Annotated in this window: 21 protein-coding genes; 16 read left to right on the top strand and 5 right to left on the bottom strand. The window is 62.1% G+C overall.

The annotated features are described in order from the left end of the window. From VEJ16_04700 to VEJ16_04690, 3 genes are all read right to left on the bottom strand, one after another. Positions 1 to 864 (bottom strand): 2Fe-2S iron-sulfur cluster-binding protein (locus tag VEJ16_04700; protein HYB08947.1); only part of this gene is annotated, 864 nt, incomplete at its 3' end. Then, on the bottom strand, positions 861 to 1,142 hold the full coding sequence (locus VEJ16_04695; protein HYB08946.1) for a sarcosine oxidase subunit delta: 282 nt from the start codon (positions 1,140 to 1,142) through the stop codon (positions 861 to 863). The genes VEJ16_04695 and VEJ16_04700, both read right to left, overlap by 4 nt. Before the next feature lie 12 nt (positions 1,143 to 1,154). Further along, positions 1,155 to 2,405 carry a sarcosine oxidase subunit beta family protein gene (locus VEJ16_04690; GenBank protein ID HYB08945.1) on the bottom strand — a complete coding sequence of 417 codons (1,251 nt, stop codon included), beginning with the start codon at positions 2,403 to 2,405 and terminating at the stop codon, positions 1,155 to 1,157. 326 nt (positions 2,406 to 2,731) lie between these two features. On the opposite strand from VEJ16_04690, the gene VEJ16_04685 reads away from it, so the two are divergent. Beyond that, complete coding sequence (locus tag VEJ16_04685; protein ID HYB08944.1) at positions 2,732 to 4,777, top strand: PAS-domain containing protein; 2,046 nt, start codon at positions 2,732 to 2,734, stop codon at positions 4,775 to 4,777. Positions 4,778 to 4,806: 29 nt separating this feature from the next. Here VEJ16_04685 and VEJ16_04680 read toward each other — a convergent pair whose 3' ends face one another. Then, a complete protein-coding gene (locus VEJ16_04680) occupies positions 4,807 to 4,953 on the bottom strand; it encodes a hypothetical protein (GenBank protein HYB08943.1) in 147 nt (48 codons plus the stop codon). A gap of 30 nt (positions 4,954 to 4,983) precedes the next feature. Beyond that, positions 4,984 to 6,093 (bottom strand): AmmeMemoRadiSam system radical SAM enzyme, encoded by a 1,110-nt coding sequence (gene amrS / locus VEJ16_04675; GenBank protein ID HYB08942.1) that lies wholly within the window; start codon positions 6,091 to 6,093, stop codon positions 4,984 to 4,986. Positions 6,094 to 6,280: 187 nt separating this feature from the next. Here amrS and amrB point away from each other — a divergent pair, with 187 nt between their 5' ends. The 15 genes from amrB to speE all read left to right on the top strand — a co-directional run bounded on the left by amrB (position 6,281) and on the right by speE (position 22,689). Then, on the top strand, positions 6,281 to 7,078 hold the full coding sequence (amrB, locus tag VEJ16_04670) for an AmmeMemoRadiSam system protein B (protein ID HYB08941.1): 798 nt from the start codon (positions 6,281 to 6,283) through the stop codon (positions 7,076 to 7,078). Beyond that, entirely contained in the window at positions 7,056 to 7,694 is a 639-nt protein-coding gene (gene amrA, locus VEJ16_04665; GenBank protein HYB08940.1) for an AmmeMemoRadiSam system protein A, read from the top strand. Before amrB ends, amrA begins: the two co-directional genes overlap by 23 nt. Before the next feature lie 69 nt (positions 7,695 to 7,763). Beyond that, positions 7,764 to 8,366, top strand: a complete 603-nt coding sequence (locus VEJ16_04660; protein HYB08939.1) for a cysteine hydrolase family protein — start codon at positions 7,764 to 7,766, stop codon at positions 8,364 to 8,366. Positions 8,367 to 8,449: 83 nt separating this feature from the next. After that, complete coding sequence (locus VEJ16_04655; GenBank protein HYB08938.1) at positions 8,450 to 10,786, top strand: xanthine dehydrogenase family protein molybdopterin-binding subunit; 2,337 nt, start codon at positions 8,450 to 8,452, stop codon at positions 10,784 to 10,786. Between the two features lies 1 nt (position 10,787). After that, on the top strand, positions 10,788 to 11,573 hold the full coding sequence (gene cysQ / locus VEJ16_04650; protein ID HYB08937.1) for a 3'(2'),5'-bisphosphate nucleotidase CysQ: 786 nt from the start codon (positions 10,788 to 10,790) through the stop codon (positions 11,571 to 11,573). A 342-nt stretch (positions 11,574 to 11,915) separates the two neighbouring features. Next, entirely contained in the window at positions 11,916 to 12,896 is a 981-nt protein-coding gene (locus VEJ16_04645; GenBank protein ID HYB08936.1) for an L-threonylcarbamoyladenylate synthase, read from the top strand. Positions 12,897 to 13,158: 262 nt separating this feature from the next. After that, entirely contained in the window at positions 13,159 to 14,589 is a 1,431-nt protein-coding gene (locus tag VEJ16_04640; GenBank protein HYB08935.1) for an FAD-binding oxidoreductase, read from the top strand. A 39-nt stretch (positions 14,590 to 14,628) separates the two neighbouring features. Next, positions 14,629 to 16,413 (top strand): acyl-CoA dehydrogenase family protein, encoded by a 1,785-nt coding sequence (locus VEJ16_04635; GenBank protein HYB08934.1) that lies wholly within the window; start codon positions 14,629 to 14,631, stop codon positions 16,411 to 16,413. Positions 16,414 to 16,690: 277 nt separating this feature from the next. Then, on the top strand, positions 16,691 to 17,293 hold the full coding sequence (locus tag VEJ16_04630; protein ID HYB08933.1) for a TetR/AcrR family transcriptional regulator: 603 nt from the start codon (positions 16,691 to 16,693) through the stop codon (positions 17,291 to 17,293). 36 nt (positions 17,294 to 17,329) lie between these two features. After that, positions 17,330 to 18,355, top strand: coding sequence for an NADP-dependent oxidoreductase (locus tag VEJ16_04625; GenBank protein ID HYB08932.1), 1,026 nt, complete (start codon positions 17,330 to 17,332; stop codon positions 18,353 to 18,355). Between the two features lie 10 nt (positions 18,356 to 18,365). Then, entirely contained in the window at positions 18,366 to 19,256 is an 891-nt protein-coding gene (locus VEJ16_04620) for a haloalkane dehalogenase (protein ID HYB08931.1), read from the top strand. 24 nt (positions 19,257 to 19,280) lie between these two features. Beyond that, complete coding sequence (locus VEJ16_04615; protein ID HYB08930.1) at positions 19,281 to 20,078, top strand: enoyl-CoA hydratase-related protein; 798 nt, start codon at positions 19,281 to 19,283, stop codon at positions 20,076 to 20,078. Between the two features lie 11 nt (positions 20,079 to 20,089). Continuing rightward, positions 20,090 to 20,908: an NAD(P)-dependent oxidoreductase gene (locus VEJ16_04610; protein ID HYB08929.1), complete on the top strand. Its 819-nt coding sequence runs from the start codon at positions 20,090 to 20,092 to the stop codon at positions 20,906 to 20,908. Between the two features lie 7 nt (positions 20,909 to 20,915). After that, positions 20,916 to 21,689: a fumarylacetoacetate hydrolase family protein gene (locus VEJ16_04605; GenBank protein ID HYB08928.1), complete on the top strand. Its 774-nt coding sequence runs from the start codon at positions 20,916 to 20,918 to the stop codon at positions 21,687 to 21,689. A 142-nt stretch (positions 21,690 to 21,831) separates the two neighbouring features. Next, a complete protein-coding gene (gene speE / locus VEJ16_04600) occupies positions 21,832 to 22,689 on the top strand; it encodes a polyamine aminopropyltransferase (GenBank protein HYB08927.1) in 858 nt (285 codons plus the stop codon). Positions 22,690 to 22,727: the final 38 nt, after the last annotated feature.

Raw genomic sequence — 22,727 nt, 5'->3', positions numbered from 1 at the left:
ACCCGTCGCCAGCACCACGCGCTTCGCGCGTACGCGCCAAAAACGCTGGCGGAGCGCGCCGCCTTTCAACGCTGCGTGATCGCCGACCCGCTCGGCAATCCCGAGGAAGTTATGGTCGTAATAGCCGAATACGGTCGCACGCGGGAGAAGCCGCACGTCGGGCATCGACACAAGCTCACGGACGGTCGCACCCACCCATTCGAGTGCCGGGACGCCGTCGATCGTTTCGCGGGTGCCGAGGAGCGATCCGCCGAACTCGTTTTGCTCGTCCGCAAGGATGACGCGCGCACCACCCCGTGCTGCGGCCAGGGCGGCCATGAGCCCCGCCGGACCACCACCGACGACGAGCACGTCGCAATGGGCGTTTACCCGCTCATACCGGTCGGGGTCGCCTTCCGTCGGCGCCTTGCCCATCCCAGCCATTCTCCGAATGCCACTTTCGTAAGTCATCCAGAGCGAGCGAGGCCACATAAAGGTCTTGTAATAGAAGCCCGCCGGGAAGAGTGGCGAGAGCAGGTTGTTGATGCCGCCGAAATCGATCTCGAGGCTCGGCCAACGATTTTGGCTTTCGGCTATGAGACCGTCATAAAGCTCGATCTGCGTGGCTCGGACGTTGGGCTCGCTTCGTCCGCCGACACCGAGCTGGATGAGAGCGTTCGGCTCCTCCGAGCCGGCCGAGAATATGCCCCGCGGTCGATGATATTTGAAGCTTCGGCCGACGAGAGTAATCCCGTTCGCCAGGAGGGCCGAGGCAAGCGTGTCGCCGACATAGCCTTGGAGCGCGCGGCCGTCAAAGCGAAACTTGATCGGCTTCGATCGGTCGATCCGTCCTCCTTGGGCAAGACGCTGACCCTGCGGGCTCATTTCGTTACCTCGGGGGGTGGGTCGTCCATTTTGTAGACCGCGACGATCTCGTGGCTCACCGTGTCGCGCACCAAGTTGAACCAGCGTCGGCATCCGAAGCGATGCACCCAGCGTTCGCGGTGCAGTCCTTTCGGATTTGCGCGCATGTAGAGGTAATCGGCCCATTCCGCATCGCTTGTCGCCTCCGGCCTCGCGGGGCGGGCGATGTGGCTTTCCCCGCCACATGCGAACTCGGTCTCTTCACGCGGACCGCACCAGGGACATTGGATAAGGTGCATGCCGTAAATTCCTCAATGTGCGACGCCGGCCGAGCCGTGCTCGTCGAGCAGCCGTCCGATTTCGAAGCGCTTCAACGAGAACGGGGCTGCGAGCGGATGGGGCTCGTCGCGCGCAATAGTGTGCGCGAAGGCGAAGCCCGAGCCGGGAATCGCTTTGAATCCGCCCGTCCCCCAGCCGCAGTTGAAGAATAAACCCTCGATCGGCGACTTGCCGATGATCGGGCTTGCATCCGGGCATATATCGACGATTCCACCCCACTGGCGCATCATCCGCAGCCTGCTCACGATCGGGAAAAGCTCCTTGAGGGCGGCAAGCTGCGCCTCGATGATGTGGAAGCTGCCGCGCTGGGCGTAGGAGTTGTATCCGTCGATGCCAGCACCAAGCACAAGCTCGCCCTTGTCGGATTGACTCACATAGACGTGGACCGCACCCGACATGACGACCGTATGGAGCACGGGCTTGATCGGCTCGGAAACGAGTGCTTGAAGCGGATGGCTTTGAATAGGGAGGCGCAGGCCGGCCATCGCTGCGACGACACTCGCGTGCCCGGCAACGACGACCCCGACCTTCTTGGCGGCGATGTAGCCCTTTCCCGTCTCGAGCCCCTCGATCCGCCCTCCCACGAGTCTGAGGCCGGTGACCTCGCAATTCTGGATGATATCGACGCCGCGTGAGTCGGCTGCGCGTGCGAATCCCCATGCCACGGCATCGTGCCGCGCCGTACCGCCGCGGCGCTGGAGGGAGGCGCCGTACACCGGATAGCGCGAGTTGGGGGAGATATTGAGGATGGGGCAGTATGCCTTGAGCTGCTCTGCGCTGAGCAATTCGCCCTCGATCCCGTTGAGGCGCATGGCATTGACAAGTCGCTGCTGGGCGCGGAACTCATGCGGGCTATGCGCGAGCATTGCAAGCCCCCGCTGGCTCAGCATGACGTTGAAGTTGAGCTCCTGACTCAAACCCTCGTAGAGCTGCAGCGACTTTTCATAGATCGCCGCCGAATCGTCGTTGAGGTAGTTCGAGCGTACAACGGTCGTGTTGCGCCCGGTATTGCCGCCGCCGAGCCAACCCTTTTCGAGCACCGCGACGTTCCGGATGCCGTGCTCCTTGGCAAGATAGTATGCTGTCGCCAAGCCGTGGCCGCCGGCCCCGACGATGACCACGTCATAGGCCGCTTTTGGCTCAGGGCTGCGCCAGGCGCGCTCCCATTCCGTATGACCGACCAGCGCATTGCGCGCCAGGCTGAAGATCGAATATCGCCGCACCCTTGACCCCCGGTCCTGCGCTCCTTTTTGTGCGCTGGCACTGCATTGTTACATCGGGAAATGTTTGGGACAACAACGAACTCCGTGCCGTTCCTGCGGCATGTTGTTCACTTAATTGGCGAATGCGCGAAAGAACTTGACGCCGCCCTATGGTTATTATTAGCAGTGTCGTATATTAGAACGCGCATTACGTGTGATCGATTCGGCTGGCCAGCATGGCGGGTCATTCGCTGTGCATCGATTCCCTTGTGTGGCGAATCCGAAATTCGCCATGTCTGGGTGCGGGGCCGTGAGCGAATTTCGGATTCGCCACACTAGGGGACGGGATGCAAGATAGAGCACGCGGCCGTAACGCCTCGCTCGCGGCGAATCCTCGGAGTTCAAACGCCGCTCCGGAGCCGTCGATTGGCGTTCGATTCCGCCAAGCGATCGATGCAATCCCCGATGGATTCGCGATTTACGGCGCGGATGGCCGGCTTATCGCCTGCAATACTCGTTACCGACAGATTTTCCCGATGGTTGCGAATCTCATGCAACCTGGCGTTACGTTTGAAACGCTTTTACGCGAGAATGTCAGGCAAGGTCAGATCGCCGGAATTGAGCCGGACGACGAAACCTACATTCAGAATCGAATTGCCGGACACTTCCACCCGAGCGGTCCGCTCGAACTCCGTCTTGTCGACGGTCGCTGGATTCGCGTCCATGAGCGTCGGATGGCGGATGGCGGCATCGTCTCGATCCGCACGGACATTTCTGAACTCAAGCGGCGCGAAGAAGCCCTTATCGAGGCGCGCGGCCGCCTGGTCGATTCGATCGAGGCGATCTCGGAAGGCTTCGCGCTTTACGATGCTGAGGATCGGCTCGTCCTGTGCAATTCCAAGTACCGGGAGTTCTACGCCGAGAGTGCCGAACTTTTTGTCGAGGGAGCCACGTTCGAACACATCATCCGCGAGGGTGCTCGGCGCGGCCAGTATGCCGACGCGGTCGGTCGGGTCGAGGAGTTCGTGGCCGAGCGGCTTGCCTCCCACCGCAATCCGCAAGGTGCGATCGAACAAAAGCTCGGCAGTGGACGCTGGCTGCGCATCGCCGAACGCCATACGCGCGAAGGTGGCACGGTCGGCATTCGCACCGATATCACCGAACTCAAGCAGCGCGAGGCGGCACTTGGCGAGAGCGAGGCGCAGTTGCGGGCGATGAAGGAGCGCGCCGAGGCGGCAAATTCGGCGAAGTCGCGCTTTCTTGCCGCGATGAGCCACGAGATTCGCACGCCGATGAACGGTCTCCTCGGAATTCTGGGTATTCTCCGCGACGAAGCGGTCACGCCCGAGCAGCGCCGCTATGTTGAGATCGCTCAAGAATCCGGCCAAGCGCTCCTTGCGATCGTGAACGATATCCTCGATTTCTCGAAGCTCGAAGCCGGCAAGACCGCGCTCGAAATCACCGATTTCGATCTTGTCGAACTGGTCGAAAGCGTTGTCGCGCTGTTGAAGCCGCGCGCTCGGGATAAATCGCTCGCCCTTGAGGTCCGAATCGGCGATCGGATCGCCAAATCGCTCAAGGGCGATGCCGGACGGATTCGCCAGATCCTCCTGAATCTGGCCGGCAACGCCGTGAAATTTACGAGCGAAGGATCGGTGACCATCATCGTCGATGAGCTGCCGCGGCAAGGCGATAAGATCATCTTGCGCTTTCAATGCGCGGATACCGGCTGCGGAATTCCGGCCGAGCGCCGCAGGGAGTTGTTCCAGGAATTCTGCCAGCTCGAATCGAACTTCCAAAATCGGCAAGGCGGCACCGGGCTCGGCCTTGCGATCTCGAAGCGCCTCGTGGACCTGATGGGAGGCGCGATCGGTCTCGAGAGCCCGGAGGGTTCCGGCTGCATCTTTTGGTTCGTCCTACCGCTCGAGCCCGGTGTGTCGCTCGCACCCCCGCCACCGGTCTCGCCGCCGAAGGTCCGCCAGCCGGAGAGGCGCGCTGAGGGCTCGCGCGCTCGCATCCTCCTCGCGGAGGACAACCGGATCAATCAGCTCGTTGTGATCGAGATGCTCAAGCGTAGCGATTTTCACATCGACGCCGTGGCCAACGGCGCCGAGGCGATCGAAGCGGTCAGCTCACTCCCCTACGATCTCGTTCTCATGGATGTCCAAATGCCCGAAATGGACGGTTGCGAAGCGTCGAGCGTCATCCGCAAGCTATCCGGGCCGAAGGGGACGGTCCCGATCGTCGCCCTCACGGCCTACGCCATGCAGGGCGACCGGGAACGTTGCCTCGCGGCGGGCATGGACGATTTTCTCACCAAGCCGATCCGCCGCAACGATCTCCTCGCGATGATCGAACGCTGGGTCGGTGCGCGCGGAAATGTAACCCCATAAATAATGGGATAGACGTTACATATAATATATTAGGTCAGGCGCGGCTGTTCCGAATTTACATGGGCTTCGACGGGGACGATGGATGCTGGATCGTCGAAGCGAATGTCGCTGATCCGCACCGAGATTGGATAACGCAGCATCGCTTCCGGCGTGTTGAGCGAACCGCTCCTGCACATTATTGACATTTCAAACACATTACGGGCACGTTACGCGTGATACGCTGCGAGATGGACGGGCCGGCGTTTCGCCCCCCAAGTGCCGGGCGCCGATTCGAACAGGCCGGCACACACCTCGCCGCAATTCGCGCAGCGGCCGTCCGGCGTCACGTTCCAGTGGCCAAGCACATACCAATCGCGTTCGATCAGCAACTCGCCACAGGCGTGGCACCAAGTGCTTTGCCCGGCGGAGTCGTGGACGTTGCCCGTGTAGGCATAGCGGATCCCAAAGTCTTGGGCGATCTTGCGCGCGCGCCGGAGCGTGGCCGCGGGCGTGGGAGATTTGTCGAGCATCTTCCAATCCGGATGGAAGGCCGTGAAATGTAGCGGGACGTCGCAGCCCAGCTTGTCGACGATCCAGCGGCACATGGCTTCCGTCTCAGCCGGCGAATCGTTCTCGCCGGGAATCATTAGGTTCGTGATCTCGAACCACACATTGGTTTCGTGCTTGAGATAGACAAGCGTGTCGAGTACCTCAGCGAGCCCGCCGGAGCACACACGCTTGTAGAATTCCTCGCTGAACGCCTTCAAGTCGACATTCGCTGCATCCATGTGGCGATAGAATTCGGCGCGCGGCTCGGCGCAGACATAACCCGCGGTCACCGCCACCGCCTTGATATTGCGCGCATGGCAGGCCTGCGCCACATCGATCGCGTACTCGTGGAAAATGACGGGGTCGTTGTAGGTAAATGCGACCGAGCGGCAACCAAGATCCTCGGCGGCGCGTGCAATCGCCTGGGGGGATGCGGCATCGGCGAGGGTATCCATCTCCCTCGATTTGGAGATGTCCCAATTCTGGCAAAAACGGCACGCGAGATTGCATCCGGCCGTACCGAAGGAGAGCACTGGCGTCCCAGGCAGGAAATGATTGAGCGGCTTCTTCTCGATTGGGTCGATGCAATAGCCCGACGAACGACCGTAGCTCGTCAGCACCATCCGATCGCCCGTCCTGGCGCGAACGAAGCACAGGCCTCGCTGTCCCTCGTGCAGCTTGCAGGCGCGTGGACAAAGATCGCACTGGATTCGCCCGTCCTCGAGCAGGTGCCAATATCCGCCCGCAATGCCGTCAAGCGCGTCAGTATTCGTTGAGTGATGACCCATTTTGTCAACCGGGTGTCACGGCACTCCGGATAAATCAGCGGAATTTATTTCCGCGCACGGCCCAAGCCCCTGGCCGGTCGGTCGCGGCATCACTATATCACTGCCGAACAGCCCAGTGCATCATATGGGTCGAGCGGCACGATGGCGCAACGGCGGGGACAACGTGCCGCCTGCGAGGAGGGGCAGCATGGGGGATGTCCGCCCGGCGGCAGTCGCCGGTCTCTTCTATCCCGACGATCCGACGATTCTGGCGCACATGGTGAAGTGCTTGCTAGCCGAGGCCGCGGCGAAGGTTGCAACCGACGCAAGCCCACCCAAGGCGATCATCGCACCCCATGCGGGCTACGTCTATTCGGGGTCGATTGCGGCCTCGGCTTATGTACGCCTTTCTCCGCTCAAGGGCGTGGTACGCCGCGTCATACTCCTGGGGCCCGCCCATCGCGTTCCGGTATTGGGACTCGCGGCACCAAGCGTTTCCGCCTTCGCGACGCCAATCGGGCCGCTCGAGCTCGATCGCGATGCCATCGAGCGCCTTTTGTCGTTCCCGCAAGTCAGCATCGCCGACGAGCCCCACCGACTCGAACACAGCATCGAGGTGCACTTGCCGTTCTTGATCGCCGTACTTGGTGGCGTGAGGATCGTTCCGCTCGTGGTCGGCGAAGCGAGAAGCGAAGCCGTCGACGAAGTCATCGAAGCTCTGTGGGACGGGCCGGAGACACTGATCGTCGTCAGCTCCGATCTAAGCCACTATCTCGACTACGAAACCGCGCGCAAGACGGACCGCGCGACCTCGACGGCGATTGAAGCTCTCGATGCAGACGCGATCGGCTGGGACCAAGCCTGCGGCCGGATTCCGATAGCCGGCCTCCTGCAAACGGCGCGGCGACGCGGGCTCAAGGCGCGCATGGTCGATCTTCGCAACTCGGGCGATACCGCCGGGCCGCGTCGCGAGGTCGTGGGATATGGCGCTTATTTATTCGACTGATCCGACCGGCGAAGTGCGACACGCCACTTCGGACGACGTGGCGTTGCTCGCCCGACACGGCAGAGCGCTTCTTTCCCTGGCCCGCGCGAGCATCGCCTGGCGTCTGCGGGCGGGCAGCTCGCTCGCTTTGGATCCCGCCCATTACGCCGATGAAATACAAGTCAATCGCGCCGCTTTCGCGACATTGAAGAAGAATGGGGAGCTGCGCGGCTGTGTGGGCACGATGAACGCGTGGCGCCCGCTCGTTACCGACGTCGCCGAGAATGCCGCAGCGGCTGCCCTTGAGGACCGACGATTTCCCCCCGTGGTCGTCGCCGAACTTCCCGCCCTCGAAATTGCGATTTCAATTTTGACCGCACCCTCTCCGATCCAAGCAGGGACCGAGGCCGAGCTTATCGCCCAACTGCGTCCGGGTATTGATGGACTGATCCTTCGCGATTCGAAGCACCATGCACTCTTCCTGCCGCAAGTTTGGACACAGCTCGACGATCCACAAGCGTTCCTCGCCCACCTAAAGGCGAAAGCGGGTCTGGCGGAAGAGTATTGGTCGCCCGCCTTGACATTCGAGCGGTTCACGAGTCACTCGATCGCAGAGTCTCAATTCGCACCCGACTGAACGGCAAACCTTTACAACCTCCCCACTTGTCAGCAAAGTGCGTCCTGAAAAAAACCAGTGAAGGTTGTCATGCACGAACCGAAGACTTTGCTTCAGATGGCCGGCGCCTCGACACAGCCGAGCCGGATTGACGATTCGGCCCTCGTCCTGATCGATTGCCAACGCGAATACGTGGACGGGAAGCTCGCCCTCCCCGGCGTCAAGCCGGCACTCGAGGAAGCAGGGCGCATACTCTCCCTCGCGCGCGTCGGCGGCGCGCCGATAATCCACATCGTGCATCACGCCGCGGCCGGCGGGGGCGCCTTCGATCCGACGACATCGTTTGTCGATATTGCGGAGCCGGTGCAACCGCGCAAGGGTGAGGCGATCATCGTCAAAAACAAGCCGAACTCCTTTGCGGGAACCGATCTCGATGCCCGTCTCAAGGCGCTCGGCAAGAAAGAGCTTATCGTCGTCGGATTCATGACCCATATGTGTGTCAGCTCCACGGTGCGTGCGGCACTCGACTTTGGCTATCGCTGCACGGTCGTGGCGAATGCGGCGGCAACACGCGACCTGCCAGACGGCCACGGTGGTGTCGTCGATGCCGATTCGCTTCACCGCATGGAGCTTGCGGCTCTTGCCGACCGCTTTGCCGTGGTCGTCGACGACGTCAAGGCTTGGGCCGGCTGACGGCACACTCCCACAGAGCGTTGTGCCTGTTCTTCGTGTGAGGTGGCGAGCCCCCTCCGAGCCGATGGCGAGAGGAAATTCCGATGGGAATGTTTGGCGTGGGACAGTCCGTTCGCCGGATCGAGGATCGGCGGCTCCTGACCGGCCTTGGCCGTTATACCGACGATATTGCATTGCCCCGGCAGGCATTCGGGTATGTGGTGCGCTCGCCCCACGCCCATGCCCGTATCGCGAGACTCGATCCACGGTCGGCGCGCGAAGCGGAGGGAGTCCTTGCCGTCCTGACGGCTAAAGAGGTGATCGCTGAGAATCTCGGCACCCTGCCCTGCGCCGTCGCCCTTCGGAGTAAGGACGGCTCTCCCCTCGTAACGCCGGTTCGCCAGCTTCTTCAGGGGGAGCGGGCGCGCTTTGTGGGCGATCCGGTCGCCTTCATCGTCGCGGAAACTCTTCAGCAAGCGCGCGATGCGGCCGAATTATTCGAGGTCGAGTACGAAGACCTCCCTTCGATTTCGTCGACCAAAGGAGCCCTCGCCCCGCAGACGCCGCGCGTTTGGGAGAATGCGCCCGACAATGTGTGCTTCGACTGGACGTTGGGCGACAAGGTGAAAACGGATGAAGCGTTTGCAATGGCCAAGCGCATCATCCGGCTGGAATTCATCAACAATCGCATCGTGCCTAACTCGATGGAGACACGAAGTGCGATCGGCGATTACGATCCGGCCACCGGCAAATCGACCCTCTACACCTCGAGCCAAGGGACCCACGCGCTGCAAGCGGTCTTTTCGTCCATGCTCGGCATACCCAAGGAAAAACTTCGCGTCGTGACGCCGGACGTGGGTGGGGGATTCGGTATGAAGTTCTTTCCCTACCCCGAGCAGGCCCTCGTCCTGTGGGCGGCGAAGCGCCTAAAGCGCGCCGTACGCTGGACGAGCGAGCGGAGCGAGGCGTTTTTGGCCGACAGCCATGGGCGGGACAACGTGACGCTCGCCGAAATTGCAGTTGACGAGAGCGGCCGGTTCCTCGCATTACGCGTTTCGACCATCGCGAATTTGGGCGCCTACCTCTCCTATTTCGGCCCGTACATCCCGACCGTCGCGGGCGCCAACATGGTCCCAGGCGTCTACGACTTTAAGAGCGTGTTCGTCGAGGTAAAGGGCGTCTTCACCAACACGACACCGACCGACGCCTATCGAGGGGCCGGCCGGCCGGAAGCCGCATATCTTATCGAGCGCATTGTCGACTACGCAGCGCGCGAACTTGGCGTATCGCCCTACGAGATTCGGCGGCGCAATTTCGTAAAGCCGACCGCTATGCCTTACATCACCGCGACCGGAAACATCTACGACACCGGCGATTTCGCGCGTGCTTTGGCGGAGGCGTTGAAACAGGCCGATTGGGATGGATGCCCCTCACGCAAGACGGCCTCCCGCAAATCCGGCAAGCTTCGCGGGATCGGACTCGCATATTATATCGAGCGATGCGGCGCCGGGTTTGACGACCGCGCTCTCGTTCGGTTCGAGCCGAATGGTGACGTGAGCCTCTACGTGGGCTCAATTTCGAATGGCCAGGGCCACGAGACCGCATTTTCGCAGCTCGCCGCCGATCGATTTGGCATCGATATCGCGCGTGTCAAGGTGATCCAAGGCGACACCGATGCGGTCGAGTACGGCAACGGCACAGGCGGCTCGCGCGCGTTGGCCGTGCAGGGTTCGGCTGTAGTCTTAGCCGCGGACAAAGTGCTGGCGAAAGCCAAGGACATCGCAGCGCACTTACTGGAAGCGAACTCGCTCGACCTCGCGTTCAGCGAAGGAGTCTTCTCGATCGCCGGAACGGATCGGCACATTTCCTTCGACGACGTCCTCAAGGCCGCGTTCGACCCCGCCAAGCGACCCCCGGGCATGCCGCCAGGCCTCGAGGACAAGGTTCAATTTTTGCCCGCGGCGCCCACTTACCCCAATGGCTGCCACATATGCGAGGTCGAGATCGACGAAGCGACCGGCGCTACTGAAGTCGTGCGCTACACCATCGTGGACGATTTCGGCGTCATCTTGAATCCCCTGATGCTCGAAGGCCAGATTCACGGCGGCGTCGCACAAGGCATCGGCCAGGCGCTACTCGAGCATACCGTTTACGACGAGGCATCGGGTCAGCTCCTCGCAGGTTCGTTCATGGATTACAATATGCCGAGAGCCGACAACATCCCGATGATCGATTTTCTTACCAAAAATATTCCGACGACGGCCAATCCCCTCGGGGTCAAGGGTGCCGGCGAAGCGGGTGCGATCGGGGCTCCGCCTGCGGTGATCAACGCCGTCGTCGACGCACTCGCTGAATTCGGCGTGCGTCATGTCGATATGCCCGCAACGGCCGAGCGTCTCTGGGCGCTTATCCACGGCGCGCATCGATCAAGGGCAGCCTGACTTGGCCGGCTCGGTCAAGGTTCTTCTCGAAGACGTCATACGCCTCGCCGAAGCTGCGGGTGCGCGCATCAACGAGATTTATCGCACCGCATTCGCCATCGAGCGCAAATCCGACGCTAGCCCCGTAACGGCGGCCGATCGTGAAGCGGAGGCAATCATCGCCGAAGGACTTGCAGCACTTTCGCCGGGAGTGCCGATCGTCGCGGAGGAGGCGGCGGCAGACGGCAGGTGCCCCGCGCTCGCCGACCGCTTCTGGCTGGTCGACCCGCTCGACGGCACCAAGGAGTTCATCAATCGCATCGGCGATTTCACGGTCAACATCGCACTCATCGAGGGGGGCATGCCGGTGCTCGGCGTTGTGCATGTCCCCGTCTCCGGCGAGAGCTTCGCTGCGGCCGGTCCGGGCACTGCGACGCGGCGCAAAAAAGGTGGTGACGCGACGCCGATCGGTGCGCGTGCGCCGGCCGGCGACGGTCTCGTCATCCTCACGAGCCGCTTCCATGCCGATCACGCCAAACTCGACGCATTCCTCGAAGAATGGCTAGCTATGCAAGGGCGGAAAGTGAAGGAACGCAAAGTCGCGGGAAGTGCCCTGAAATTCTGTTTGATCGCGGCGGGAGAAGCGGACCTTTATCCGCGCTTGGGGCCGACGATGGAGTGGGACACGGCCGCGGGCAATGCGCTCGTGCTTGCGGCCGGCGGTAGCGTCGATACGCTCGATGGCATTCCTCTGCGCTACGGCAAGCCGGATTTCCTCAATCCGGGATTCGTCGCGCGTGGGCGATGACGCCCTTGTCGTTTCGCGTGCGGAAAGTCCGCGCGTGTCCTTGATTTTCATATCGCGCAGGCGCACAGTTTCAGTGTGCTGGAGCTTTTAGAAAAGCGATCAGCCTAATCGAACGGTCGGCTTGCGCCGGTCGCGATGGAACCGCCGCATACCCTTTGCGGCGATTGTGGTGAGGTCACAACCGCGGGTGGCCAATAGCCGCAGGAATCGGAAAGAGCCGTCCTTTAGGACGGCTCTTTCGCTTGAAGCGGCCAGCTCACACACGCCCGTAGTCGGTTGACGCCAAATGCGCCCTCCCACTAGGTTGCGTGCGGACGCCGACATTCGCGAGGCCGCACGGCAATGGCCGAATGCAAAGAATTCTTGCCTGAGCTTCTACCCCCGACCGACGCGAACCTCGCCGAAGCCGCTCGCCGGCTGCGCCGGGGCCGGCTTGTCGCCTTCCCCACTGAGACTGTCTACGGCCTCGGCGCCGACGCCCGAAGCGACGGGGCGGTTGCGGCGATTTTCGAGGCCAAGGACAGGCCGCGCTTCAATCCGCTCATCGTCCATTGGCGCGATACGAGCGCTGCGGCGACAGCTGTCAGGTTCGATGCGCGCGCCAAACTTGCGGCAGCACGCTTCTGGCCCGGTCCCCTGACCCTTGTTCTACCGCGAGCGAACGGGACCCAGGTGTCCCTCCTGTGCAGCGCTGGCCTCGACAGCCTCGCGGTGCGGGTACCGGCGCACCCGATTGCTCAACGCCTGCTTGCCATGTTCGACGGCCCGATCGCCGCACCGAGCGCCAATCGTTCCGGCGCTGTCAGCCCGACGACGGCCGCCCACGTCGTCCAATCGCTCGGCGGCCGGGTTGACCTTGTGATCGATGGCGGTTCCTGCCCTGTGGGCATTGAATCGACCGTCGTCGACTTGACCACGTCGCCGGCCACACTGCTGCGTCCCGGCGGCGTCGAACTCGAAGCGCTCGAAGCCGTACTCGGACCGCTCGCGTTGCCTGATGCGCCAGGCGCGCGGCCCCGATCGCCGGGCCAGCTCGAGAGCCATTATGCGCCGCACCTGCCCTTGCGCCTCGACATTGTCGGCAATCCGCAGCCGGGGGAAGCGCTTCTTGCCTTTGGCAAGCCTCCGGCGGAGGCTTTCGCAGCGACGCTCAACCTCTCGCCCGCCGGCGACGTCAGGGAGGCTGCAGCGAACCTCTTCGCAATGCTGCGAGAATTGGACACGCCACGCTTTCGGGCTATCGCTGTGATGCCAATTCCCGAACAAGGTCTGGGCCGGGCGATCAACGACCGCCTTCGCCGTGCTGCGGCCCCGAGACGTTGAATTTTCGCGACGAATCTGGAGACGACCGCTCCATCGACGAAGTGCAGCCGCTCGTGTGGGAAATCCGAAATTCGCCGAAACTGTGTGCGGGACCGTGAGCGAATTTCGATTTCAAAGCCACGCGAGCAATATATCGATTCGACCGTGGTCTTCGGATTTGAAGCTCCTAATCGTGGCCGCCATCAAAATCCTAGGAACTTCAAATTCACCACACTAGGCTATCTGCCTCGCTTCGGATAATCGCTTCGGCGAGGAGGATCGCGTGACGGCGGTGGGCAAGCTTGTCCCAACGGACGCATTGGACGAAATAAAGGCGGCGGTCGGCCCAAAGGGCTGGATCGACGATGCCGCCGAAATGGCGCCCTATCTGGTCGATGAGCGACGCATCTATCATGGACAGAGCCCCCTCGTGGTGCGGCCCGCATCGTGCGACGAAGTTGCAGGGGTGCTGCGCGTCTGCCATCGCCGCCGCATTCCCGTCGTACCCCAAGGCGGGAATACGGGCATGGTCGGCGGCGCCACGCCCCATGAGCGCGGTGGCGAAATAGTCCTCTCCCTCGCGCGCCTCAACCGCATACGCGAGATCGATCCGCTCAATTACACGATGACTGCCGAGGCTGGCTGCATCCTCGCAAATCTACAGAAAGCGGCCGAGGCGGCCGATCGTCTTTTTCCTCTCAGCCTGGGTGCCGAAGGAAGCTGCACGATCGGCGGCAATATCTCGACCAATGCGGGTGGGGTTGCGGTCCTGCGCTACGGCAACGCACGGGAACTCGTGCTCGGGCTCGAAGCAGTACTTCCGGACGGGCGCATCTGGAACGGGCTTACCGCCCTTCGCAAGGACAATACCGGCTACGATCTGAAGCAGCTTTTCATCGGCGGCGAAGGGACCCTCGGCGTCGTCACGGCGGCCGTGCTCAAGCTTTTCCCCCGTCCCCGCGAAGTGGTGACAACCTTCGTCGCAGTGCCCACGCTGCAAGCCTCGATCGAGTTCCTCGCGCAGGCACGGGAGGGATCGGGCGACCAGCTCTCAGCTTTCGAGTTGATGCCGCGGTTTGGCCTCGAACTCGACATGCAGCATCTGCCGGGTGTGAGCGATCCGCTCCAAAAGCCTTACGAGCACTATGTTCTGCTCGAATTCAGCACGCCCGATTCAGCGGCCAATCTCAAGGGCCGGGTCGAAACTCTCTTTGAGCGCGCATTCGAGAAAGGCGTCGTGCTCGACGCGACCATAGCCGCGAGTGCTGCACAGGCGAAGGCGCTCTGGCGCATCCGCGAGGGCATTCCCGAGGCGCAAAAGGCGGATCTCGGCGGAATCAAGCACGACGTTTCCGTGCCCGTGTCGCGAATCGCGGAGTTCATCGCTGCGGCGAAAGCCGCTTGCGAGGAATATGAACCGGCGGTCCGGGTGCTTGCATTCGGACACGTGGGCGACGGCAACGTGCACTTCAATCTGTGCCGTCCGCCGGGCGCCGATCCGGCGGCGTTTCAGGGGCGGTCGGAGGCTTTCAACAGGATCGTGTACGACATCGTGGCACGCATGGGGGGAAGCATAAGTGCCGAGCACGGGATAGGCCGCCTCAAGCGCGAGGAGCTTGCGCATTACACGGCGACGATCGAGCTCGACGCGATGCGCGCCATCAAAAGGGCGCTCGACCCGCAAAATATCATGAATCCGGGGAAGATCGTCTGACGCGCACGCGGCACCCGATTTCCGACGAGGGGGTCTTCGATGTACACGGCACCAACCCAGGAGATGCGCTTCGCCCTCGATCTCGCCGGGCTTGCAAAGGTTTCGAAATTGCCCGGCTACGAGGAAGCGACCCCCGACCTTGTCGATGCCGTGCTTGACGAGGCGGGCAAGCTCGCCTCCGACGTGCTCGAGCCCCTCAACCACACGGGCGACAAGGAAGGTTCGCGGCTCGAAAACGGCGTTGTTTACACGCCCAAGGGTTTCAAGGAAGCATACCGCGCTTTTATCGACGGCGGGTGGAACAGCGTGCCATTCGACCCGGCGCACGGCGGACAGGGTCTGCCCACGCTCATCCACACCGCACTTGGCGAGCTTTGGAGCGCCGCGAACTTTTCCTTTGCCCTCTGCCCGCTTCTCACCTTCGGCGCCGTCGAGGCGATCGCCGTCCACGGATCGGCGCAACAGAAAGCACTCTATCTGCCCAAGATGATCTCGGGCGAATGGACCGGGACCATGAACCTGACCGAGCCGCAAGCTGGCTCGGATCTCGCACTCATCAAAACCCGCGCAGTGCGCGATGGCGAGCATTACCGAATCACCGGCCAGAAGATCTTCATCACCTATGGCGATCACGACTGGACCGACAATATTATCCACCTCGTGCTGGCACGGCTTCCCGATGCGCCCGCGGGTACACGCGGCATTTCCCTCTTCATCGTGCCCAAGATGCTGGTCAATCCCGACGGCTCGCTCAGCACGCGCAACGACCTGCGCTGCGTTTCGCTCGAGCACAAGCTCGGGATCAAGGCAAGCCCAACCGCCGTCATGGCTTACGGCGACAGCGGCGGCGCCATAGGATATCTCGTGGGCGAGGAAAACCGCGGTCTCGGCTACATGTTCACGATGATGAACCACGCGCGGCTCGGCGTCGGCCTCGAAGGCGTGTCGATCGCCGAGCGCGCCTATCAACAGGCGCGCGAATACGCGAAGCAGCGGGTGCAAAGTCGCGATATCGCGGGCGATGACCCTCATCCGGTCACGATCATTCATCATCCCGACGTGCGCCGCATGCTGCTCACCATGCGCTCCCAGACCGAAGCGGCGCGCGCGCTCAATTATTTTACGGCCGCCCACCTCGATATCGCCAAGCGCCATCCGGAAGCGGCCGAGCGCGAGGCAACCCAGCACCTTGTCGATCTCCTTGTCCCGGTTTGCAAAGCATGGTCGACCGACCTTGGCGTCGAGGTCGCCTCCCTCGGCATCCAGGTCCATGGCGGCATGGGCTATATCGAGGAGACGGGTGCTGCCCAGCATTTTCGGGACGCAAGGATCGCGCCCATCTACGAGGGGACCAACGGCATCCAGGCGAACGACCTGATCGGCCGCAAGCTGGGACGCGATGGCGGCGAGTCGGCACGCCGTTTCCTTGCCCGCATGCGGGCAATCGATAAGGACCTGAACGCTGCCGAAAGCGCCGATCTCTCGGCACTTGCCGCTCCTATGCGTCAAGGACTCGACGCCCTCGACGGGGCGACTGCGTGGATGGTCGGCATGCTCGGCAAGGACATGCGCCACGCTGCGGCGGGCGCGGTCGATTACTTGCGGCTCTTCGGTACGGTCGCGGGAGGATGGTCGATGGCATGTGCTGCGATCGAGGCGGCGAAACGGCTGCGCCAAGGCGACGAGAACGCGTCATTCCTCAAGGCGAAACTCCTCTCGGCACGATTTTACGCCGACACGGTGTTGGCGCGCGCGCCCGCCTTGCTCCATCCGATCGCGCATGCGGGCGACACCACCATGGCATTCGCGGAGGATCAGTTTTAGAGGCTTGAGAGGCCGGAAAAATCCTCAAGTTGTGACGGCCGTCACAGGCGACCGGCTTATTGCGGTGCATGATAAGCCCGCTTCCACAGAGGCGCCCACTCTGTGAACCTTTAGGGCGGAGATCGGTTTTCCGGTTTCCGCCCGTTTCTTTTGTGCCTTGGCCTATCGCAGGCACCATTTTGCGGCTGCCATCGCCGTCTCCCGCGCCGTGTCTGACGATAATATGATTATTGTCATTTATTTTTGAATATCGTATGATAATCATCATATATAGGAGATGTTATTGCCAAAAAGCCCCGAGCGAAAGGCCGAAACCCGCCGACGGATACTTGAGGCCGCGTGTCGGTTACTCGGGAGAGAGGGCTTGGAAGGGGCTGGGATCGCCGAGATCATGGCCGACGCGGGGCTTACCCATGGCGGCTTCTACGCGCATTTCCGAGACAAGGACGCTCTCGTGGCGGAAGTTATCGAGACGGCCATGGCGGACGTGCGTGAGCGATGGCTTGCCGGGCTTGAGGCCCATTCGCCGGCTGACGCTTATCGTCGCCTCGTCGGGCGTTACATTTCCCCGACCCATCGGGACATGCCGGCGCGCGGCTGCCCGATGCCGGCTCTTGGGAGCGAGACTGCACGGCACGATGATGAAGTGCGGGAGGCCTTCGAGAGGGCCCTGATCGGCACCCTCGGCGCCCTGGAAGTCCTAATTCCGGCGACGGGACGACTTAGCCCGCGCGAGCGTGCGATGGCAACGATCGCTCTTGCGGTCGGCGGCCTCATGATTTCGCGCATGGTATCGGACGAGGAATTTTCCGATGCCATCCTTCTTGCCTGCCGACGGGCCGCCGTCGCGGGCCTATCCCCCAGTCAGGCTTCTCGCTAAGCTTCGGGGTCCCACCGTCACTCGAAGGATGCGATCATGCCCGCGACGGTTCCGAACGCCAAAAATCGCCAGATCCTGCTGATGAACCGCCCGAAAGGCGAGCCCTCGGAGAGCGACTTCAAGCTCGTCGAGGCCCCCGTCCCTGCACCCAGTGACGGCGAGGTTCTGGTGCAAGCGCTTTACCTATCGCTCGACCCCTACATGCGCGGCAGGATGAGCGACCGAGCTTCCTACGCAAAGCCCGTCGAACTCGGCGAGGTCATGACCGGCGGTGTGGTCGGCCGCGTCATCGCCTCCCAAAATGCCAAGTTCCACGAGGGCGATATCGTCGAAGGAATCCTGGGCTGGCAAACCTATGCGATTTCGGAGGGCAAGGGCCTGCGCAAGATCGACCCCACCCTTGCCCCGATTTCGACCGCCGTCGGCGTCCTCGGCATGCCGGGTCTTACCGCGTATTTCGCACTCCTCGACCTCGGCAAGCCCAAGGCGGGTGAAACGGTCGTCGTCTCGGCGGCCTCGGGCGCGGTCGGCGGAATCGTCGGCCAGATCGCAAAGCTCAAGGGCTGCCGCACCGTCGGTACGGTCGGGTCCCAGGCGAAGGCGGATTATTGCAAGACGGAGCTCGGTTTCGACGCGTGCGTGAATTATCGCGCGAGCAAGAACCTGGCCGCCGATCTCAGTGGCGCATGCCCGGACGGCGTCGACGTGTATTTCGACAATGTCGGAGGCAGCGTCACCGACAATGTCTTCCCCCTCCTCAATTTCAGGGCGCGCATCATCATTTGCGGCCAAATATCTCAGTACAATCTCGAGAAACCCGAACTCGGACCGCGCCTTCTCTGGCACCTTGTTCGCGCCCGCGCGCGCGTCGAGGGCTTCCTCGTCCTCGATTATGCGGAGCGATACAAGGAAGGCCTTGGAGAGCTGGCTCGGTGGGTCAAGGAAGGCAAGATCAAATACCGCGAAGACATCACGTCGGGCATCGAGAACGCGCCGCGCAAGCTGATCGGGTTGTTGAAGGGCGAGAATTTCGGAAAGGCGCTTATTAAAGTGGCGGACTGAGGTTGCCTCGGTGAATGCCGTCGCAATTTCCGCAGCAGATTCCCACGAGCGCCGGCGCGTCGCGGCCGGCGATGGGGAGATCGCATATATCGACCAGGGGGCCGGCGACGCCATCGTCTTCCTTCACGGCAATCCGACATCGTCCTATCTCTGGCGCAATGTCATTCCCCATGTGAGCGACCTCGGCCGCACGCTCGCCCCCGACCTCATCGGCATGGGCCGCTCCGGCAAATCCCCGGCGGGCAATTATCGATTCGTCGATCACGCGCGTTATCTCGATGCATGGTTCGAGGCGGTCGAACCGGGCCGGCGCATCGTTGTCGTGGGGCACGATTGGGGTGGCGCGCTCGGCTTTCATTGGGCCCAACGGCACGCGGAGCGCGTTCAGGCGATCGTCTACATGGAAACGATCGTCCGCCCGCTCATCTGGGCGGAGTGGCCGGAGAGGGCCCGGAGCATCTTCCAGGCAATGCGCTCGCCCGTCGGAGAAGATCTCGTGCTGCAAAAGAATATCTTCGTCGAGCGCATCCTTCCTGGAAGCATCCTCCGCCCGCTCTCCGCCGAGGAAATGGAGCATTATCGCGCACCATTCCGGGTGGGCGGCGAGAGCAGACGGCCAACGCTCACGTGGCCGCGCCAAATCCCGATCGACGGCGTTCCTCCCGACGTCGCGGCGATTGTCGCTGAATACGCCAAATGGCTCAGCGAGAGCCCGATCGCAAAGCTCTTCATCAATGCCGAGCCCGGTTCGATCCTCGTGGGCCCGCAGCGGGAATTTTGCCGACGATTTCCAAACCAGGAGGAAATCACCGTCAGAGGCAACCATTTCATCCAGGAGGACAGCCCACACGAAATCGGCGAAGCGATAGCAAGCTTCGTGCGAGGATTACGCGGCGCATAGAACTGGCGCCGGGAAGGGGGAAAAATGCCCGATACCGTGCTCTCGGCCCGTCAGGGACCGATCGTCGCCGTCACCTTGAATCGCCCGAAATCCCTCAACGCGCTCGACGGCGAGATGCTCGATGCGCTCCAGGATACGTTCACCCGCCTCGAAGCGGACCTAAGCGTGCGCGCGGTCGTCATCCGCGGAGCCGGCGACCATTTCATGGCGGGTGGGGATATCAAATTTTTCCATCAGAGCCTCGATCTTCCGCCCGAGGAGCGGCGCCGGCGCTACGAACTCTTCGTCGGCAGGGTCCATCCGACCGTGACCTCCATCCGTCGCATGCGCGCACCGGTGATTGCGAGCGTAAGGGGGGCCGCCGCAGGATTCGGCCTGAGCCTGGTGATGGCTTGCGATCTCGCCCTTGCCTCTGAGGACGCCTATTTCACCCTCGCCTACAGCCTAATCGGCACAAGCCCCGACGGCTCCGGCACTTATCATCTGCCGCGCACGGTGGGTATCAAGCGGGCGATGGAAATTGCGCTTCTCGCCGACCGGTTCGACGCAAAGAAAGCCCTCGAGCTGGGCCTGATAAATCGAGTGGTGCCCGCGGCCGAGCTCGATGCCGCGACAGCGGCACTTGCCGAGCGGATTGCAGCCGGGCCGACGAATGCTTACGGTGCGACCAAGCGCCTGCTCAATCGCTCGCTCGCCAACACACTCGAAGCCCAGCTCCAGGCCGAGGCCGAGAGCTTCGCGGCCTGTGCTGCGACCGAGGATTTCAAGGAAGGCATCCGTGCCTTCGTTGAAAAGCGGCAGGCGCGCTTCAAGGGCGAATAGGGGAGGATGACATGGCCAGCCTCAAGGGCAAGACGCTCTTCATTTCAGGCGGCAGCCGCGGCATCGGGCTTGAGATAGCGCTGCGCGCCGCCGTCGATGGCGCCAACATCGCGATCGCCGCCAAGACGGCTGAACCTAATCCAAAGCTTCCCGGCACGATCCACACCGCGGCCAAGGAAATCGAGGATGCGGGCGGGCGCTGCCTCCCCCTACAGGTCGACATCCGCGACGAGGTCCGCGTCCACGAAGCGGTAGGTGAGACGGCCGCGCGCTTCGGCGGCATCGATATCCTCGTCAACAACGCGAGTGCTATAAGCCTGACGGGGACTCTCGACACACCGATGAAGCGCTACGATCTTATGAACTCGATCAATGCCCGCGGTACCTTCCTCTGTTCCCGGGCTTGCATTCCTCACCTCAAAGCCGCGGCAAACCCGCACATCCTCACGCTTTCCCCGCCCCTCAGCCTCAACCCACGCTGGTTCGCACCGCACGTCGCCTATACAATGGCGAAATACGGCATGAGCATGTGCGTGCTCGGCATGGCGGAGGAATTTCGAAAAGACGGCATCGCAGTGAACGCTCTTTGGCCACGAACCGTGATCGCGACGGCGGCACTGCAGATGATTCCAGGAGTCGACCCGAATAAAGCCCGCAAGCCGCGCATCATGGCCGACGCGGCACACGCCATCCTTGTGCGCGAGAGCCGCAAATGCACCGGCAATTTTTTCATCGACGAGGTCGTTCTCAAAGAGGAAGGTGTCGTCGATTTCAATCAGTACTCGGTTAAGCCCGGCCAACCTCTGTTGCCCGACCTTTTTCTCGATTGAGGCCAGTATGGCATTGTTGAATGTCGCGAACGCCGTCGAGGCTTTCTGGCAAGAACGCGCGAAGGGCGTTTATTTCCCACCTGCATGGAGCGGCAAGCTTTCTATCGATGAAGCATACAAAATTCAGCTCGGACTGATCGCAAAGCGCGCCGCCGCGGGCGAGCGGCAGGTCGGTTGGAAGGTCGGACTGACTGCGACGGCGATTCAGGAGCAGTTTCGAGTGCACGAGCCTGTGTTCGGCTGCTTGCTCGGCGAAGGGGTCAAACAGAGCGGCCATGCCTTCAACCACGGAACGCTCATCAAGCCCGGCTTCGAGAACGAGGTTTGCGTCCGGCTCGGCCGCGACCTCACGGCCTCCCGTGTGCGTCTTGAAGACGTGCGCCAAGCCATCGAGACTTGTTATCCCGCCTTGGAAATCACCGAAACACGCGGCGATTTCACAGCCGATCTCCCACTCGCACTTGCCGACAACGCGCAGCAGAAGGCCGTGGTCCTCGGTGCAGCCGTGCGCTATTCGCCGGAACTCGATCTCGCCGCCATCGCCGTCCAGATCGTCATCAACGGCAAGGAGGTCGCGAGCGGGAAAGGCGATGCCGTGCTCGGCAACCCGCTCAATTCCGTCGTCTGGCTTGCAGAAAAGCTGTCGACGTTCGGGCGTCGGCTGAAGGCTGGCGATCTCATCATGACGGGCTCGTTCACCCGCCAATTTCCCATTGCCAAGGGCGAGCGAATTCGCACGGAATTCGAGCGCCTGGGCGCCGTCGAAGCGAACTTTACGTGACGCGCCATTGGTGCCCGACGGCCGCAGGCGTTCGACCGACTTTTCCCTTGATTTGCGATCATGCCGACCGTAAGAGGCGCGCATCGCGGCGCAGAGACGGGATCGCGGGCGCTGCAACACCGGACATGAGGGGCAACGCGGCATGGATTGGTACAAGGAGACGCTCTACACGGAGGTCAGCCAAAGCTTCAAGGTCGACCGGATCGTCCACCGCGAGCAGACCGATCTCCAAGACCTCGTCATTTTCGAAAACAAGGTCATGGGCCGCATTCTGGCGCTTGACGGCGTCATCCAGACGACAGAAGGCGATGAGTACTTCTATCACGAGATGATGGGTCATGTGCCGATCGTGGCGCATGGAAATGCCCGACGCGTCCTGATCGTCGGCGGTGGCGACGGCGGGCTGCTCGAAGAAGTGCTGAAGCACAAAAGCGTGGAATCGGTCGTCATGGTCGAGATCGATCCATCGGTGATCGAGCTCTCGAAGAAATATCTGCCGTCGATCCCGAAAAAGGCCTTCGACGACAAGCGGGCCGAAATCGTCATCGCGGACGGCGCCAACCATGTTGCGGTGACGACGGACCGCTTCGACGTGATCATGGTCGATTCGACCGATCCGCATGGCCCGGGAGAAGTCTTGTTCACATCCGAATTTTACGGAAACTGCAAGCGCTGCATGAACCCTGGCGGCATCATGGTGACGCAGAACGGCGTGCCGTTTTTTCAGCCGGACGAGCTGTCGACCACCGATAAGCGGCTAAGGCCTCTCTATGCCGACGTAGGATTCTACGTTGTGCCGGTTCCGACCTACTATGGCGGTTTCATGACGCTCGGCTGGGCGAGCTTGGAGAAAAAGCATCGTTTGACGCCGCTCGCTGAGATCGAGCGCCGCTTCAAGGCCGCGAACCTCGATACCAAGTACTACAACCCGGCGATTCACCAGGCATGCTTCGCACTGCCCAACTATATGCTCGACCGGATGGCGTCTGCCGGCACGTGAGCCGAACCGAAATGAAAAAAAAGGCGCTGCGTGGGACA

The sequence above is a fragment of the Alphaproteobacteria bacterium genome, assembly GCA_035625915.1.
Taxonomy (GTDB): Bacteria; Pseudomonadota; Alphaproteobacteria; order JACZXZ01; family JACZXZ01; genus DATDHA01.
Note: the sequence above shows the minus strand (reverse complement) of the source record. Positions and strands in the feature narration are given on the sequence as shown.

Coding starts and splice junctions, on each gene's coding strand:
- VEJ16_04695 (HYB08946.1), bottom strand. CDS start 1,142: ATGCACCTTATCCAATGTCCCTGGTGCGGTCCGCGTGAAGAGACCGAG.
- VEJ16_04685 (HYB08944.1), top strand. CDS start 2,732: ATGCAAGATAGAGCACGCGGCCGTAACGCCTCGCTCGCGGCGAATCCT.
- VEJ16_04680 (HYB08943.1), bottom strand. CDS start 4,953: ATGTGCAGGAGCGGTTCGCTCAACACGCCGGAAGCGATGCTGCGTTAT.
- amrS (HYB08942.1), bottom strand. CDS start 6,093: ATGGGTCATCACTCAACGAATACTGACGCGCTTGACGGCATTGCGGGC.
- amrB (HYB08941.1), top strand. CDS start 6,281: ATGGGGGATGTCCGCCCGGCGGCAGTCGCCGGTCTCTTCTATCCCGAC.
- amrA (HYB08940.1), top strand. CDS start 7,056: ATGGCGCTTATTTATTCGACTGATCCGACCGGCGAAGTGCGACACGCC.
- VEJ16_04660 (HYB08939.1), top strand. CDS start 7,764: ATGCACGAACCGAAGACTTTGCTTCAGATGGCCGGCGCCTCGACACAG.
- VEJ16_04655 (HYB08938.1), top strand. CDS start 8,450: ATGGGAATGTTTGGCGTGGGACAGTCCGTTCGCCGGATCGAGGATCGG.
- VEJ16_04645 (HYB08936.1), top strand. CDS start 11,916: ATGGCCGAATGCAAAGAATTCTTGCCTGAGCTTCTACCCCCGACCGAC.
- VEJ16_04635 (HYB08934.1), top strand. CDS start 14,629: ATGTACACGGCACCAACCCAGGAGATGCGCTTCGCCCTCGATCTCGCC.
- VEJ16_04630 (HYB08933.1), top strand. CDS start 16,691: ATGTTATTGCCAAAAAGCCCCGAGCGAAAGGCCGAAACCCGCCGACGG.
- VEJ16_04625 (HYB08932.1), top strand. CDS start 17,330: ATGCCCGCGACGGTTCCGAACGCCAAAAATCGCCAGATCCTGCTGATG.
- VEJ16_04615 (HYB08930.1), top strand. CDS start 19,281: ATGCCCGATACCGTGCTCTCGGCCCGTCAGGGACCGATCGTCGCCGTC.
- VEJ16_04610 (HYB08929.1), top strand. CDS start 20,090: ATGGCCAGCCTCAAGGGCAAGACGCTCTTCATTTCAGGCGGCAGCCGC.
- VEJ16_04605 (HYB08928.1), top strand. CDS start 20,916: ATGGCATTGTTGAATGTCGCGAACGCCGTCGAGGCTTTCTGGCAAGAA.
- speE (HYB08927.1), top strand. CDS start 21,832: ATGGATTGGTACAAGGAGACGCTCTACACGGAGGTCAGCCAAAGCTTC.